This is a genomic window from Pseudomonas sp. SJZ103 (assembly GCF_007828335.1).
GTDB lineage: Bacteria > Pseudomonadota > Gammaproteobacteria > Pseudomonadales > Pseudomonadaceae > Aquipseudomonas.
This window is the reverse complement of the sequence record NZ_VIUN01000009.1, coordinates 247,230-261,102: the sequence shown is the minus strand read 5'-3', so window position 1 is coordinate 261,102 and position 13,873 is coordinate 247,230. Positions and strand designations below refer to the sequence as shown.

Here is a 13,873-nt window from a genome sequence, read left to right as displayed (position 1 = left end):
CATAAGCTCTGAAACAAATTGAAATGGGCAGCCGGCTTAAGTACTCGCTGCCCCTGTTCACTGCCTTGTATGGAATGCCTGCATGTCGACCTTGACCGCATCACCTGCCGCCACCTCGAGTCCGCCTCAAGTAAGCCCGTTAGTCATGCGCATCCTCGGCGCCTGTGCCCTGGCGCACCTGATCAATGACCTGATCCAGGCCGTATTGCCGTCGATCTACCCGATGCTCAAGGCCAATTACGGGCTGAGCTTTACCCAGGTCGGCCTGATCACCCTGACCTTCCAACTGACCGCGTCCCTGCTGCAACCCTGGATCGGCTACCACACCGACCGGCATCCCAAGCCGTGGCTGCTGCCGGCAGGCATGGTCTGCACCCTGGTCGGCATCCTGATGCTGGCGTTTGTCGGCAGCTTCCCGGCGATCCTGCTGGCGGCAGCCCTGGTGGGCGTCGGCTCGTCGACCTTCCACCCGGAAACCTCGCGCGTCGCGCGCCTGGCCTCCGGCGGGCGCTACGGCCTGGCGCAATCGACCTTCCAGGTCGGTGGCAACGCCGGCAGCGCGTTGGGGCCGTTGCTCGCGGCGGCGATCATCATTCCCTATGGCCAGGGCAACATCGCCTGGTTCGGGCTGTTTGCCGTGTTCGCGATCCTGGTGCTGTATGGCTTGAGCCGCTGGTACCGCAACCACCTCAACCTGTTCAAGCTCAAGCAAGGCGGCAAAGCCACCCACGGCTTGTCCAAAGGCCGCGTGACGTTTGCCCTGGTGGTGCTGGCGGTGCTGGTGTTCTCCAAATACTTCTACATGACCAGCCTGACCAGCTACTTCACGTTTTACCTGATTGAAAAATTCCACCTGTCGGTATCGAGTTCCCAGATGTATCTGTTCCTGTTCCTCGGGGCGGTGGCCGTGGGCACCTTCGCGGGCGGACCGATCGGCGACAGGATCGGGCGCAAGAAAGTCATCTGGTTCTCGATCCTCGGTGCCGCGCCGTTCACCCTGGCCCTGCCCTACGTCGACCTGTTCTGGACCGCCGTGCTCAGCGTGGTGATCGGTTTTGTTCTCGCCTCGGCGTTCTCGGCCATCGTGGTATTTGCCCAGGAACTGGTGCCGGGCAATGTCGGCATGATCGCCGGGATCTTTTTCGGCCTGATGTTCGGCTTCAGCGGTATCGGCGCGGCGCTGCTCGGCCTGCTCGCCGACAGCCACGGCATTGAGTACGTCTACACACTGTGCTCATTCCTGCCGCTGGTGGGCATCCTGACGATACTGCTGCCGTCGACCAAAGGCGTCTGAACCGCCGATCATCGAATAGCTGTATGCCACTACCTTTTGTGTTCTGAAAACCCTGTGTGTGCGCTTACAATCCCGGTTTAAACGCACACCCAGGCAGACCCGGCACGAAATGACGCTCGACCCTCCTACGATTCTGGCACTCACCGTTGCCCTGGCCGCCGCTGCTGCCCTGTACCTGGCCATAGAATGGCGCAGCGTACGCGAACCTTCGCTGCTGTTCTGGAGCGCCGGTTTCGCCACCATCACCGTCGGTTCCACCCTGGCCCTGCTGCGCATCAATGGCTATTTGCTCATCGGCATCTGGTTTGCCAACGGCTTGCTGGTGAGCGCGCATGTCCTGTTTTTGCTCGGTGTCGCGCGCTTTACCCACGTGCGCCTGTCACCACTGTGGCTGCTGATGCTGGCCGTGTGGCTGGGCATGCTGATGCTGCCGACCGACCTGCCGTGGTCCAAAGCCATGCTCGGCGTGCAGTCGCTGCTGGTCGCACTGCCGACCTTGCGTGCGAGTTTCCTGCTGCGGCCCCACGGCCGGTCATTGAGCATCGGCGCGGTGCAACTGCGTTATGTGCTGCTGGTCCACGGGAGTTTCTACGTGGCCAAGGCGCTGTCGGTGATGATCCCCGGCACCTTGATCGACCTTGCGGCGTTCAAGGGCGAGATCATCCAGGTGTCCCTGGTGGAAGGCGCGATGGCGATCATGCTGATTGCGCTGTCGATGACCGGTTCCGAACGCTACCGTCGCGAACAGCAGATCGCCCGCCTCGCCGCCCGCGACCCGCTCACCGCCCTCTACAACCGCCGCGCCCTGGACCTGCGCGCCCCGCGCCTGCTGGCCCAGGTGTCGGCGCAACAACCGGGCGCCCTGCTGCTGATCGACATCGACAACTTCAAGTCGGTTAACGACCTCCACGGCCATACCGCCGGCGACCGCGTGCTGATCGCCTTGAGCGAGATGATTCGCGCAGTCGTGCCCCGAGGCGCGCTGGCTGCACGTTTGGGCGGTGATGAGTTTGTGATCCTGCTCAACCCGGCCTCGACCGAGCAGATCGTCGAACTGGGCAGCAGCCTGCGCGAGCAGTTTCAGCAACTGGCCGCGCAGACGTTCGCCACGCCCGCGCCCGTGACCCTGAGCATCGGCGCCACCCTGTTCGACCAGCCGCCGGCCAGCCTCGCGGCGCTGATCGAACAGGGGGACACCACGCTGTATGAGTCCAAGCGTGGTGGGCGGGACAGCATTCGATTGGTGGATCGGACGGGGTCTGGTTCCTACAGCGAAAGGTCGTAATTGACCGCCACACTGCACCCCGTCATTGCGCCCAGCCCGAACAGGCACGCGACCCCCAGCCCATACGCCAGCGTGCGCCACGGCTGCCATCCCGCCAGATACATCAGCGTATGGGCCATCCGCGCCAGGGTGAAACCGCCGAACAACCAGGCTGTGGGCGCACCGGCAGTGCCCAGCGCCACACACAACCCGCCGAGCACGAAGAACAACGGGATATTCTCCAGGTCATTGGCCCAGGCCCTGGACGCCCGACTCACCTGGGGTAACTCCACGGAATGTGCAGCACGCTTGAAGACTGCCGCATCTTCGCGGTTGGTGAAGGCCAGCCCGCGAAGCCGGAAAAAACCCTGATAGCAGGAAATGCTAAACATCTTCAGGCACAGCACCAGCACGCACAGGGCGTAGATGTTCAACAGCTCATTCATCCCGAAATCCCTTCAGCACGATGTAGAGCAACGGCCCCACCGAGACGAACACCGCCGTCAGCAAGAAGTACGGCAGCACCGACGCCAGCGACCGTCCCCGCGACCGTGCATCCCGGTACATCCACACACAGGCCAGCACGGCCATCAGGTACAGGTCGGTTACTACCTGCGCGGTGTCCGGGCGCGATATCAACTCTCGTCCGAAGGCCAGCAACGATTGCTCGGCCGTGAGCAGCGTGAACAGGGTGTACAGCGAAAAGCCCAGCAGAGCGGCAAGTGCCAGATAAGGTTTGTGCATGGTCTGTTCCTTGACGTGATCAAGGCCCACCCTAGTGATAAGGTTGCCTTCCTCGCAATGACCTCGGAGGTCATCGTCACGCCATGGATACCCCCGCTACTGCCGGCGAACACTTGCGCCAGCTACGCCGACAGGCTGGTCTGAGCCAACTTGACCTGGCCCTGATCACCGGCGTTTCCCAGCGCCACCTCAGTTGCCTCGAAACCGGCCGCGCCAAGCCGAGCCCAGGTACGTTGCAGCACCTGCTAACCGCACTGGAAACACCGCTGGAGCAGTGCAACCGCGTGTTCCTCGCCGCCGGCTTCGCGCCCCGCTATACCGCTACTCCGCTCGCCGCGCCGGCCATGGCTGCGATTCGCGAGGCGGTCAGCCATGTACTGCACGCCAACAACCCGGCCCCGGCGATCCTGCTCGGCAGCCACTGGGAAGTACTGGCGGCGAATGCCAGTACTGGTGTGCTGTTGGGGCTGGTGGGGGTCACGCCGCCAATCGAAGGCCTGAACCTGCTGACCACCCTGCTGCAACCCGGTGGCCTGGGCGACCACCTGATCAACGCCGAAGAAATCCGCACCCTGGCCTGGCAACGGGCAAGCCGCGAAGCGTTGGGCAACCCCGTATTGGCCGCGTTACTGGCGAGCTTGCCCGCCCCCGCCCCCGCTGCGCCGCCCACTGAAATGCCGCCGCTGGTGGTGACCCGCCTGCACTCCAGTCGGGGCGAGCTGAACTTCCTGTCCACCTTCACCACCTTCGGCATGCCCCAGGACATCACCCTCACCTCCCTGCGCATCGAACATCTGATTCCCGCTGACGCCACCACCTGGCAGGTGATGCGCGCCGCCTATGGGGAAAATGCCGCACTGGTTTTGTGAAATATCTGTACGTAGACTGCCGCCATACCTCAACTTAAGGCGGCGAAGAAAACGTCATGCAAGTTACCGAAGTCTCCATTGCCCAATTGCGCGCGGCACTCGAATCCGGCCAGACCACGGCCGTTGAACTGGTGCACGCTTACCTCGCGCGGATCGATGCCTATGACGGCCCGCAGACCGCTACCGCACTCAACGCCGTCGTCGTGCGTAACCCCGATGCCCTGAAGGAAGCTGAGGCTTCCGATGCACGCCGGGCCAAGGGCACAACCTTGGGACCACTGGATGGCATTCCCTATACCGCCAAGGACAGCTATCTGGTCAAAGGGCTGACCGCCGCCTCCGGCAGCCCGGCGTTCGCCAAGCTGGTCGCCCAGCGCGATGCGTTCACCATCGAGCGTCTGCGCGCCGGTGGCGCCATCTGCCTGGGCAAGACCAACATGCCGCCGATGGCCAATGGCGGCATGCAGCGCGGCGTGTATGGCCGCGCGGAAAGCCCGTATAACGCCGACTACCTCACCGCGCCGTTCGCCTCCGGTTCATCCAACGGTGCCGGCACCGCCACCGCCGCCAGCTTTGCCGCCTTCGGCCTGGCGGAAGAAACCTGGTCCAGCGGCCGTGGCCCGGCGTCCAACAACGGCCTGTGCGCCTACACCCCGTCCCGTGGGGTGATTTCGGTGCGCGGCAACTGGCCGTTGACCCCGACCATGGACGTGGTGGTGCCCTACGCCCGCACCATGGCCGACCTGCTGGAAGTGCTCGACGTGGTGGTGGCCGACGACCCGGACACCCGTGGCGACCTGTGGCGCCTGCAGCCGTGGGTGCCGATCCCCGACGTCGCCTCGGTGCGCCCGGCGTCCTACGCTGAACTGGCGGTCAACACTGAAGCCTTGGCCGGCAAACGCTTCGGCGTGCCGCGCATGTACATCAATGCCGACCCCGAGGCCGGCACCAGCGAAAAGCCCGGCATCGGCGGGCCGACCGGGCAGAAGATCAATACCCGTGACAGCGTCATCGACTTATGGAAAGACGCCCGCCGGGCGCTGGAAGCCGCCGGCGCCGAAGTCGTCGAGGTCGATTTCCCGCTGGTGTCCAACTGCGAAGGCGACCGCCCCGGCGCGCCGACCGTGTTTACCCGTGGCCTGGTGTCCAAGGAATTCCTGCACGATGAACTGTGGGAACTGTCGGCCTGGGCCTTCGATGATTTCCTGCGCGCCAACAATGATCCGGCCCTGAACCGCCTGGCCGATGTGGACGGGCCGAAGATCTTCCACCACGACCCCGGCACCTTGCCCAACCGTGAAGACGACCTCGCGGCCGGCATGGACGAATACGTGCGCATGGCCGAGCGCGGCATCACCCCGTGGAACGAGATCAGCACTGTCCCCGATGGCCTGCGTGGCCTTGAGCAAACCCGGCGGATCGACCTGGAAGACTGGATGGACGGCCTCGGCCTTGACGCGGTGCTGTTCCCGACCGTGGCCGATGTGGGCCCGGCGGATGCCGATGTGAACGAAGCCAGTGCCGATATCGCGTGGAGCAATGGTGTATGGGTGGCCAACGGCAACCTCGCCATCCGCCATCTGGGCGTGCCTACCGTTACCGTGCCCATGGGCGTGATGGCGGATATCGGCATGCCGGTCGGGCTGACCTTTGCCGGGCGGGCCTATGAGGATTCGGCGTTACTGCGGTTTGCAGCGGCGTATGAAGCCACCGGCAGCAAACGCCTGATCCCGCCGCGCACGCCGCCGCTGGCGACAAACTAACTGGCTCAATGCCGTTCAACTGTGGGAGGGGGCTTGCTCCCGATGAGGGAGTGTCAGTTGATGCATCTGTGGCTGAACTACTGCCATCGGGAGCAAGCCCCCTCCCACATTTGGATCTGCATATATCAGGTAGATCTCGGTCTGCTTTTGCTCTGGCTTTTGCAGTCTTCGAGCCGACAGGAGTTGTGACTGGTGTACTCGGTTAAGTGTGGGAGGGGGCTTGCTCCCGATGAGGGAGTGTCAGTTGATGCATCTGTGGCTGACCCACTGCAATCGGGAGCAAGCCCCCTCCCACAGTTCTAACCGCATTTCAAGTCAGGCCATATAGGGCACGGCAATCAGCAGGATTACCGTGCCATGGCAGGCCGTTGCAGCCAACACGCCATGACGCATACGCACCAGCGCGCAGGCCAGCCCTTCGATCAGGGTAAACAGCAACACCGGCCATCCCAGTTGGGTCACGCTCAAGGCCAGGAAGGCATGGCAGGCGGCAAACACCACGCCACTGATCATCAGTCGCGCGCGACCGCGATCATGTCGATCTCCACCGCCGCCGACTTCGGCAACTGCATCACCCCCACCGACGTGCGCGTATGCACCCCGGCACCGCCGAGGATCTCGTGCAACAGGTCGGACGCGCCGTTGGCCACTTCACTCTGCTGATCGAAGTCCTCAGCGCTGCGCACATACACGGTGATACGCGGGATGGCCTTGATCCGGCCCAGCGAACCGAGCGCTTGCTTGAGCAGGCCCAGGCAGCGCAATGCACTGATGCCGGCAGCGATTTGTGCCTGGGCCAGGGTCAAGGTGTCACCGACTTTACCCGGCAGCACGATCGTGTCGCCGACGCGAGGAATCTGCCCGCTGATGTACAGGTGGTTGCCGTCGCGCGCCAGCGGCGTGTAGTTGCCGCCGACTTTGAACTCATCCAATTGATAGCCAAGGCGTTGTTGCACGGCCTGGTATTTTTCATCCGGTGTCATGGGCGTGAGTCCTCGTTGCGACGCTGCCACTCATCCACCACGTCGCCCATCGTCTTGGGTGTTGGGTTGCGAATCCAGGCCATGAAAGGCCGGTCGAACTTGAACCCCGCGCCGCAGTGCTCACGCATGAAACGGCGTACGTTCTGGGTGTTTTTGTAGTGTGAAGTGACAGGCGTGCTGCGGGTGATGGGGGCGCTGTGCCAATCGAAGTCCATTTGCGTAACGCTCTGATGTTTCGGGAGCACGCAGCATAGCGCTAAATGGCCACTGTGAACGCCGGTGAACCGACGCTGACAGTGGATCTTTTTCAGCGCCTATCAGGCGAAATCCGCCCCTCGGGTATTGACGAACAACGCGTAGATCGAATGGCTGCCGGCCATGAACAGGCGGTTGCCTTCGCGGCCGCCAAAGCACAGGTTGGGGCAGCGTTCCGGCAGCGAGATATGCCCGATGGCCTTGCCCTGGGGATTGAATACGCGCACGCCGTCGAGCTTCTCCAGGTCGGCCTTGGGGTCGCCATTGCCGCCCCAGCCGCACCAGAGATTGCCGCTCTCGTCGCACTTGATGCCGTCCAGCGCTGCGTATTCAAAGCCTTCGATATGCTTTCGCCGCTCTCCCAGGGTGCCGTCGTCCTTGACGTCAATAGCCCAGATCAGCCGATTGGGCTTGGCCCGCCCTTCCACCACGTAGAGGGTCCTTTCATCCGGCGCAAAGCACAGGCCGTTGGGACCGTTGAGATCGTCGATCACCCGCGTGACCTTGCCGCTTTCAGCGTCGATGCGGTACACGCCATGGGGTTGGGTGGGGGTGATCTTGTGGCCTTCGTAGTTGTTGCCGGTCTGGAATGGCGGGTCGCTGAACCACACCGAACCATCGCGCTTGCACACGATGTCGTTGGGCGAGTTGAAGGGCTTGCCGTCAAAGCTGTCCGCCAGCACGGTGATTCGGCCGTTGTGCTCGGTGCGGGTAATACGCCGCCCCTCGCCAGAGGTGGTCGAACCTTCGCACACCAGCAGGCGACCCTGACGATCGCGGCACATGCCGTTGGAGAAGTTGGCGTTTTCGCGGTACACCGACAGGCTGTCGGTCACCTCATCCCAACGCACGATGCGGTTGTTGGGGATATCACTGAGCAGCAGGTAGCGGCCATCGCCGATCCACACCGGCCCCTCGGCCCAGCGCAGGCCGGTCGCCAGGCGCTCAACGCTGGCATTGAACAGGCGCAGCTCGAGGAAACTGTCGTCGAGCACCTTGATCAGCGGGTCTGGATAACGCTGGCTCAACGGCTCGATAGCGTCTGCCAGGCGAGGCAGGTTGCCCAGCACCGCCACCGACGCGGAAACCGCCAGGGATCGCTTGAGAAAGCCCCGGCGGCTGTGTTCGGGCCGGGCAGGCGAAGGGGGAAAATCCATAGGTATCTCCGTTATTTTATTGTTAGACGGGAGACTAGTTTTAACCCGTGATGAGACATCGTACAAGATTGAAAATCTCATCCAACCCTCACAATCCAGGGCCCTGCGCAAATATTCTAAATTTTACTTTCCAAACCCCCTGCGACTATTGCAATGTTGTACGACGACACACTCGGTAACGTGTTGCCCGTACACCACCCCAACAACAATAAGGAAACACCCATGCAAAACGTCAAAGTGCTAATCGGTTTTCTGTGCCTGTTCAGCGGGTATGTGGCCGCTGCCCCTGCCGCCGACAAAGACGTCGCCCAAGCGGTGGACCACCTGACCCAGGCGATGCTGCATAAAGACCTCAAGCAGCTCCAGAGCTTGACCGCCGAGAACCTCACCTACGGCCACTCAAGCGGCAAGATCCAGAACAAGCAGGAATTCATCGCCGACATCGAGACCGGACGCAGCGGCTTCAAGACCCTCGAAATGCAGAAACAGACCATCACCTTGAGCGGCGACACTGCACTGGTACGCAACCACTTCTCCGCCCTGGCGGTGAACAGTGGCAAAGAAGTGCCGACCGAAATCGAGAACTTCCAGATCTGGCAGAAGCAGAAAGGCCACTGGCTGCTGATCGGTCGCCAGGCGTTTAAATTCTGATGGCTAGCGGTGAGCCATCAGCCTCACCACTGCACCACCTTGCGCACCTTCACCAACGCCTCGCGCAGCGCCGGCATGTCCACCGAGCCCAAGGCCAGGCGCAACGCGTGGGGCACGTGGGCCGAAACGGCGAAGGGCTCGGCGGTGGAGACGGAAATGCCGTCGCGCTGCAAGGTCATGGCGACTTGATCGGCGCGGGCCTCTTCCGCCAGGGGCAGCCACAAGAAATACGATGACGGGTGGCTGGTGTAGGCCACCCCCTTGAGCACCTGCGCCGCCAAGGCTTGCCGCGCCCGCGCATCCTGGCGCTTTTGGGCTTCCAGTTGCGCCACCGTGCCGTCCTCGATCCAGGCGACCGCAATCGCACTCATCACCCCCGGCACGTTCCAGGTGGTGGCCATGATGGTGCGCTCCAGGGCCTTCACCCAATCCGAAGGCGCGGCGATAAACCCGACGCGCAGGCCGGTCGCGACACTTTTGGACAGTCCGCCCACGTAGACCGTGCGCTCCGGTGCCAATCTCGCCACGGGCAGCGGCACGTCCTCGGCCAGGAACGCGTAGGCCGCATCCTCGATGATCATCAGGTTGTGCTGACGGGCAATCGCCACCAACTGCTCACGCTGCGTCAGGCTCAGCACCCAGCCCAACGGGTTATGCAGGGTCGGCATGCTGTACACGGCACGCACCGGGCGCTTGCGACACAGGCTTTGCAGGTGATCCAGGTCCGGGCCGTCGGCGGTGACCGGGATGGCGACGATCTCCAGGTGCAGCGTCTCGGCCAGCACCTTGAACCCCGAATACGTCAAGGCGTCGACGGCGATCACATCACCGGGCTTGAGCAAGGCCATCATGGTCACGGCCAACCCGTGCTGGGCGCCGCTGACCACCAGCACCTGTTCGGCCTCGACCGTCAGCCCTCGGCTCAACAGATGCCGCGCGACGGCGGCGCGCTCATGCAGGCGACCGGCGTGGGGCTGGTAATGCAGCAGCGCTTCAAGGTCGCCGGACAGCGCCAACTGGCGCAATGCGGTGCGCAGCAAGTCGGCCTGGCCCGGCAAGGACGGGTAGTTGAAATTCAGATCGAGCATGCCCGCCGCCACACTCATCTGCCCGCTGCCCTGCCCCGGCGGCAGCGAGATTTCGCGCACAAAGGTGCCCCGGCCTGTCTCGCCACTGACCAGGCCCATCGCCTCCAGCTCGGCGTACACCCGGCTGGCGGTGACCAGCGCCAGGCCATGCTCGGCGGCCAACTTGCGGTGGGTCGGCAGCCGTGTGCCGGGGGGCATGCTGCCTGAGCGAATGGCCTCGGCGAAGCTGTCGACCAACGACTTGTAGCGGGCGCGGGGCATAAGCGATGTATCCATGACAATTTTTTGATTGTCTTTATCTTCGACCCTAGGATGCCTCCCACGCAACTCATCCTTTTCGGGCGCCCCTCATGGAACGTACTTCTCCCCTCAGCAGCCTGGATACCCGCACTCAAGGCTGGATCAACGGCTTCATCGGCGTGGTGATTTTCAGCGGTTCGTTGCCGGCCACGCGCCTGGCGGTGATGGAATTCGACCCGGTGTTCCTCACCCTGATCCGCGCCGCCATTGCCGGCCTGCTGGGGCTGGCCTTGCTGTGGCTGTTCAAGGAAAAACGCCCCGCGCGCCATCAATGGATGCCCCTGGCCATCGTCGCCCTCGGCGTGGTGATCGGTTTCCCCCTGCTCACTGCACTGGCGCTGCAATACGTGACCTCCGCACACTCCATCGTCTTTATCGGCCTGCTGCCGCTGGCGACCGCCGTGTTTGCTGTACTGCGCGGCGGCGAGCGTCCGCGCCCGGTGTTCTGGCTGTTTTCGATCCTCGGCAGTGCGCTGGTGATGGGGTACGCCTTTGCCCAAGGCTTGAGCGCCGCACCGGCAGGTGACGTGCTGATGCTGCTGGCGGTGCTGGTGTGCGGCCTGGGGTATGCCGAAGGCGCCAAATTGTCGCGCAGCCTGGGCGGCTGGCAGGTGATCTGCTGGGCGCTGGTGGTGTCGTTGCCGGTGGTGGTGCCGCTGAGCCTGGCGCTGGCACCGTCGAGCGTCAGCGGCATCAGCCTGCCGGCCTGGCTGAGCCTGGGCTATGTGTCGCTGTTCAGCATGTTGATCGGCTTTGTGTTCTGGTATCGCGGCCTGGCCCAGGGTGGTATTGCCGCAGTCGGCCAGTTGCAACTGCTGCAACCGTTCTTCGGTCTGGCGCTGGCAGCGGGCTTGCTGCATGAACCGGTCAGCCTGGGCATGCTGCTGGTGACGGTCGCGGTGATCGGCTGCGTGGCCGGGGCCAGGCGGTTCGCGCGCTAACGCTGCGGCGCGACCATCTTGAACTTGATGTTGATGTCGTTGGACACCACGCTGTTGCCGGCCCATTCGCCTTCACCGATCCTGAAGTCGCCGCGCTTGAGGATGAACTCACCGTCGAACACGCCAATGCCATCCAGCTCCTTGAGCACTACGTTGACCGCCACCGGGCGCGTGGTGCCCTTGATCGTCAGGTTACCGCTGATGTTGAAGCGGTTATTCCCCAAGGCCGTGACACCGGTGGACTCATACACGCCCACCGGATAGGTCGCGGTATCGAACCACGAGGCCCGTTGCAGCTCATCGTTCGCCTCCGGGCTGCCGGCATCGATACTCGCCAGCTGGATCTTGAGCAAGGCATGGCCGGTTTCGGGCTTTTGCGTGTCAAAGCCCAGCGTGCCTTCGAAGTCGCCGAAGGTGCCATACACCCGCTGCCCCAACTGCGTATAGGTAAAGCTGATCTGGCTGGCGGTGCGGTTGACGTCGGTGTACTCCGCCGCCTGGGCGCTGGGCAAATAACCGAGGACAAGCGCCAATACAGCCGCCGGGACAATTCGATTGTTCATGCAACGCTCCGCAACAGAAAAAACGGCCCAATGTCCGATAACAATGATCCTGGTCTACATTAAATGCCATCGCCCAAAAAGGACCGAACCGATGACTCGTCTCACCGCGAAAGACTTTGCCCCCGAACTGCTGGAACTCTACGACGGCTATGCCCACGGCAAGATCAACCGCCGCGAATTTCTCGACCGCGCCGCGCTGTTCACCTTTGGCGGCCTCACCGCTTCGGCCCTGCTGGCGGCCCTGAGCCCCAACTATGCCCTGGCCGAACAGGTGAAATTCACCGACCCGGACATCGTTGCCGACTACATCACCTACCCCTCGCCCAAGGGCAACGGCACCGTGCGTGGCTACCTGGTGCGCCCGGCCAAGGCCGCCGGCAAGCTGCCGGCCGTGGTGGTGGTCCACGAAAACCGTGGCCTCAACCCCTACATCGAAGACGTCGCCCGGCGCCTGGCCAAAGCCGGGTTTATCGCCCTCGCGCCGGACGGCCTGAGCTCGGTGGGCGGCTATCCCGGCAACGATGAAAAAGGCGTGGCGCTGCAACAGGCAGTCGACCCGACCAAGCTGATGAACGACTTCTTCGCCGCCATCGAATGGCTGATGCACCACGACAGCAGCACCGGCAAGGTCGGCATCACCGGCTTCTGCTATGGCGGCGGCGTGACCAATGCAGCGGCGGTGGCTTACCCGGAACTGGGCGCGGCGGTGTCGTTCTACGGGCGCCAGCCGCAAGACAAGGACGTGCCGCGCATCAAGGCGCCGATCATGCTGCATTTCGGCGAGCTGGATACGCGGATCAACGAGGGGTGGCCGGCGTATGAAAAGGCCCTGAAGGCTGCCGGCACGACTTATGAAGCGTATATCTACAAGGGGGCCAACCATGGTTTCCATAACGATTCGACACCGCGTTATGACGAGGCGGCGGCGAATCTGGCGTGGGAAAGGACGCTGGGCTGGTTCCGTAAATACCTGGCCTGAATGCAGTCAACATGTGGGAGGGGCTAGCCCTGATGCCTGTCAGTTAAGGAGTAGAAAGTTTGATAAGCGCTTGCTCCCTCCCACAGTGATCGTTCCCACGCTCCTCCAGCAACCAGTCCTTGAATGCCAGCATCGCCGAGGTCTCGGCCCGCGACTGCAAGCGCGTCAGCCAGTAGCTGCCGGTGCTGATGCCGACGTCGAAGGGCTGGCGAATCACATCACTCTCCAGTTGCCGCGAAAACATCAGCGCCGGCGCCAGCGCGACGCCTATGCCTTGCAACGCCGCTTCCATCATCGCCAGCGACGAGTCGAACACGATGCTGCGCGGTACCAGGGTGTCGGCGGGCAACCCGGCAGCCTGGAACCACAGGTTCCACTCATCGGCGCGGTAGGAGCGCAGCAGCGTGTGTTTCAACAGGTCGGCCGGCGTGTGCAGCTGCTCGGCAAGCGCGGGCACGCACAATACGCTCAGCGGCGCCTCAAGCAAGTGGCAGGCGTCGGTGCCGTGCCAGGCACCAGCACCGAAGCGAATCGCGTAATCCAGGCCTTCGGCAGCCACGTCGACACGGTTGTTGTGGGTGGACAGGCGCAGGTCGATGAACGGGTAGCGGCTCTGGAAGTCCGGCAGTCGTGGCAGCAGCCAGCCGACGGCGAAGGTGCCAACCGCTCCCACCGTGAGCACCTCGCGGTAATGCCCGCCCTCGAACTGACCTAAGGTATGGGCAATGCGGTCGAACGATTCGCGCACCACCGGCAGCAGGGTTTCACCTTCGCGGGTGAGCATCAGCCCGCGCGGCAGGCGCTTGAACAAGGTGACAGTGAGCTGCGCCTCCAGGCTTTTGACCTGATGGCTGACCGCAGCCTGGGTCACGCACAACTCGATGGCAGCGCGGGTAAAGCTCAAATGCCGGGCGGCCGCTTCGAACGCGCGCAAGGCGTTCAACGGTAAATGGGAGCGGAGCATATGACCCTAATATTTCTAATGGCTGCTGCGAGATATCATCGTTTGCCCTGGGCTGGCG

General features: G+C 63.2%; 15 protein-coding genes and 1 pseudogene. 7 read left to right on the top strand and 9 right to left on the bottom strand.

What is annotated here, in order from left to right; genetic code table 11:
• The first annotated feature begins 82 nt into the window (after window positions 1-82).
• Window positions 83-1,294, top strand: coding sequence for an MFS transporter (locus tag FBY10_RS20255; protein ID WP_131696090.1), 1,212 nt, complete (start codon window positions 83-85; stop codon window positions 1,292-1,294).
• Window positions 1,295-1,403: 109 nt separating this feature from the next.
• Complete coding sequence (locus tag FBY10_RS20250) at window positions 1,404-2,579, top strand: GGDEF domain-containing protein (RefSeq protein ID WP_145337584.1); 1,176 nt, start codon at window positions 1,404-1,406, stop codon at window positions 2,577-2,579.
• On the opposite strand, the gene FBY10_RS20245 is transcribed toward FBY10_RS20250, so the two are convergent.
• Both FBY10_RS20245 and FBY10_RS20240 read right to left on the bottom strand, forming a co-directional pair.
• A complete protein-coding gene (locus FBY10_RS20245; protein ID WP_145337583.1) occupies window positions 2,561-3,004 on the bottom strand; it encodes an MAPEG family protein in 444 nt (147 codons plus the stop codon). The genes FBY10_RS20250 and FBY10_RS20245 overlap by 19 nt on opposite strands.
• Window positions 2,997-3,302 carry a DUF2834 domain-containing protein gene (locus FBY10_RS20240; protein ID WP_145337582.1) on the bottom strand — a complete coding sequence of 102 codons (306 nt, stop codon included), beginning with the start codon at window positions 3,300-3,302 and terminating at the stop codon, window positions 2,997-2,999. Before FBY10_RS20240 ends, FBY10_RS20245 begins: the two co-directional genes overlap by 8 nt.
• An 83-nt stretch (window positions 3,303-3,385) precedes the next feature.
• Here FBY10_RS20240 and FBY10_RS20235 point away from each other — a divergent pair, with 83 nt between their 5' ends.
• Window positions 3,386-4,171, top strand: a complete 786-nt coding sequence (locus tag FBY10_RS20235) for a helix-turn-helix domain-containing protein (protein ID WP_145337581.1) — start codon at window positions 3,386-3,388, stop codon at window positions 4,169-4,171.
• Window positions 4,172-4,227: 56 nt separating this feature from the next.
• Window positions 4,228-5,934, top strand: a complete 1,707-nt coding sequence (locus FBY10_RS20230) for an amidase (protein ID WP_145337580.1) — start codon at window positions 4,228-4,230, stop codon at window positions 5,932-5,934.
• A 315-nt stretch (window positions 5,935-6,249) separates the two neighbouring features.
• Here the strand turns inward: FBY10_RS20230 and FBY10_RS20225 are convergent.
• From FBY10_RS20225 to FBY10_RS20210, 4 genes and pseudogenes are all read right to left on the bottom strand, one after another.
• Window positions 6,250-6,447, bottom strand: a pseudogene (locus tag FBY10_RS20225) (CPBP family intramembrane glutamate endopeptidase); the annotation flags it as partial.
• Window positions 6,447-6,917, bottom strand: coding sequence for a RidA family protein (locus FBY10_RS20220; RefSeq protein ID WP_145337579.1), 471 nt, complete (start codon window positions 6,915-6,917; stop codon window positions 6,447-6,449). The gene FBY10_RS20220 and the pseudogene FBY10_RS20225, both read right to left, overlap by 1 nt.
• Window positions 6,914-7,132 (bottom strand): DUF6434 domain-containing protein, encoded by a 219-nt coding sequence (locus FBY10_RS20215; protein ID WP_131696083.1) that lies wholly within the window; start codon window positions 7,130-7,132, stop codon window positions 6,914-6,916. The genes FBY10_RS20220 and FBY10_RS20215 overlap by 4 nt, the downstream gene beginning before the upstream one ends.
• Window positions 7,133-7,234: 102 nt before the next feature.
• Complete coding sequence (locus FBY10_RS20210) at window positions 7,235-8,329, bottom strand: SMP-30/gluconolactonase/LRE family protein (protein WP_145337578.1); 1,095 nt, start codon at window positions 8,327-8,329, stop codon at window positions 7,235-7,237.
• Between the two features lie 222 nt (window positions 8,330-8,551).
• On the opposite strand from FBY10_RS20210, the gene FBY10_RS20205 reads away from it, so the two are divergent.
• Window positions 8,552-8,980, top strand: a complete 429-nt coding sequence (locus FBY10_RS20205; RefSeq protein ID WP_024075865.1) for a nuclear transport factor 2 family protein — start codon at window positions 8,552-8,554, stop codon at window positions 8,978-8,980.
• 23 nt (window positions 8,981-9,003) lie between these two features.
• Here FBY10_RS20205 and FBY10_RS20200 read toward each other — a convergent pair whose 3' ends face one another.
• Window positions 9,004-10,329 (bottom strand): PLP-dependent aminotransferase family protein, encoded by a 1,326-nt coding sequence (locus FBY10_RS20200; protein WP_145337577.1) that lies wholly within the window; start codon window positions 10,327-10,329, stop codon window positions 9,004-9,006.
• An 89-nt stretch (window positions 10,330-10,418) separates the two neighbouring features.
• On the opposite strand from FBY10_RS20200, the gene FBY10_RS20195 reads away from it, so the two are divergent.
• Window positions 10,419-11,309, top strand: coding sequence for a DMT family transporter (locus FBY10_RS20195; RefSeq protein ID WP_145337576.1), 891 nt, complete (start codon window positions 10,419-10,421; stop codon window positions 11,307-11,309).
• On the opposite strand, the gene FBY10_RS20190 is transcribed toward FBY10_RS20195, so the two are convergent.
• A complete protein-coding gene (locus FBY10_RS20190; RefSeq protein ID WP_145337575.1) occupies window positions 11,306-11,872 on the bottom strand; it encodes a YceI family protein in 567 nt (188 codons plus the stop codon). The genes FBY10_RS20195 and FBY10_RS20190 overlap by 4 nt on opposite strands.
• Before the next feature lie 91 nt (window positions 11,873-11,963).
• Here FBY10_RS20190 and yghX point away from each other — a divergent pair, with 91 nt between their 5' ends.
• Window positions 11,964-12,851: a YghX family hydrolase gene (gene yghX / locus FBY10_RS20185; protein ID WP_145337574.1), complete on the top strand. Its 888-nt coding sequence runs from the start codon at window positions 11,964-11,966 to the stop codon at window positions 12,849-12,851.
• 43 nt (window positions 12,852-12,894) lie between these two features.
• On the opposite strand, the gene FBY10_RS20180 is transcribed toward yghX, so the two are convergent.
• Window positions 12,895-13,815, bottom strand: coding sequence for a LysR family transcriptional regulator (locus tag FBY10_RS20180; RefSeq protein ID WP_145337573.1), 921 nt, complete (start codon window positions 13,813-13,815; stop codon window positions 12,895-12,897).
• Window positions 13,816-13,873: the final 58 nt, after the last annotated feature.

Bases quoted from the DNA above. Each gene is read 5' to 3' on its own strand.
- FBY10_RS20205 (WP_024075865.1), top strand. From the start codon at position 8,552: ATGCAAAACGTCAAAGTGCTAATCGGTTTTCTGTGCCTGTTCAGCGGG.
- yghX (WP_145337574.1), top strand. From the start codon at position 11,964: ATGACTCGTCTCACCGCGAAAGACTTTGCCCCCGAACTGCTGGAACTC.
- FBY10_RS20215 (WP_131696083.1), bottom strand. From the start codon at position 7,132: ATGGACTTCGATTGGCACAGCGCCCCCATCACCCGCAGCACGCCTGTC.
- FBY10_RS20190 (WP_145337575.1), bottom strand. From the start codon at position 11,872: ATGAACAATCGAATTGTCCCGGCGGCTGTATTGGCGCTTGTCCTCGGT.
- FBY10_RS20230 (WP_145337580.1), top strand. From the start codon at position 4,228: ATGCAAGTTACCGAAGTCTCCATTGCCCAATTGCGCGCGGCACTCGAA.
- FBY10_RS20200 (WP_145337577.1), bottom strand. From the start codon at position 10,329: ATGCCCCGCGCCCGCTACAAGTCGTTGGTCGACAGCTTCGCCGAGGCC.
- FBY10_RS20210 (WP_145337578.1), bottom strand. From the start codon at position 8,329: ATGGATTTTCCCCCTTCGCCTGCCCGGCCCGAACACAGCCGCCGGGGC.
- FBY10_RS20255 (WP_131696090.1), top strand. From the start codon at position 83: ATGTCGACCTTGACCGCATCACCTGCCGCCACCTCGAGTCCGCCTCAA.
- FBY10_RS20250 (WP_145337584.1), top strand. From the start codon at position 1,404: ATGACGCTCGACCCTCCTACGATTCTGGCACTCACCGTTGCCCTGGCC.
- FBY10_RS20180 (WP_145337573.1), bottom strand. From the start codon at position 13,815: ATGCTCCGCTCCCATTTACCGTTGAACGCCTTGCGCGCGTTCGAAGCG.
- FBY10_RS20220 (WP_145337579.1), bottom strand. From the start codon at position 6,917: ATGACACCGGATGAAAAATACCAGGCCGTGCAACAACGCCTTGGCTAT.
- FBY10_RS20235 (WP_145337581.1), top strand. From the start codon at position 3,386: ATGGATACCCCCGCTACTGCCGGCGAACACTTGCGCCAGCTACGCCGA.
- FBY10_RS20195 (WP_145337576.1), top strand. From the start codon at position 10,419: ATGGAACGTACTTCTCCCCTCAGCAGCCTGGATACCCGCACTCAAGGC.
- FBY10_RS20245 (WP_145337583.1), bottom strand. From the start codon at position 3,004: ATGAATGAGCTGTTGAACATCTACGCCCTGTGCGTGCTGGTGCTGTGC.
- FBY10_RS20240 (WP_145337582.1), bottom strand. From the start codon at position 3,302: ATGCACAAACCTTATCTGGCACTTGCCGCTCTGCTGGGCTTTTCGCTG.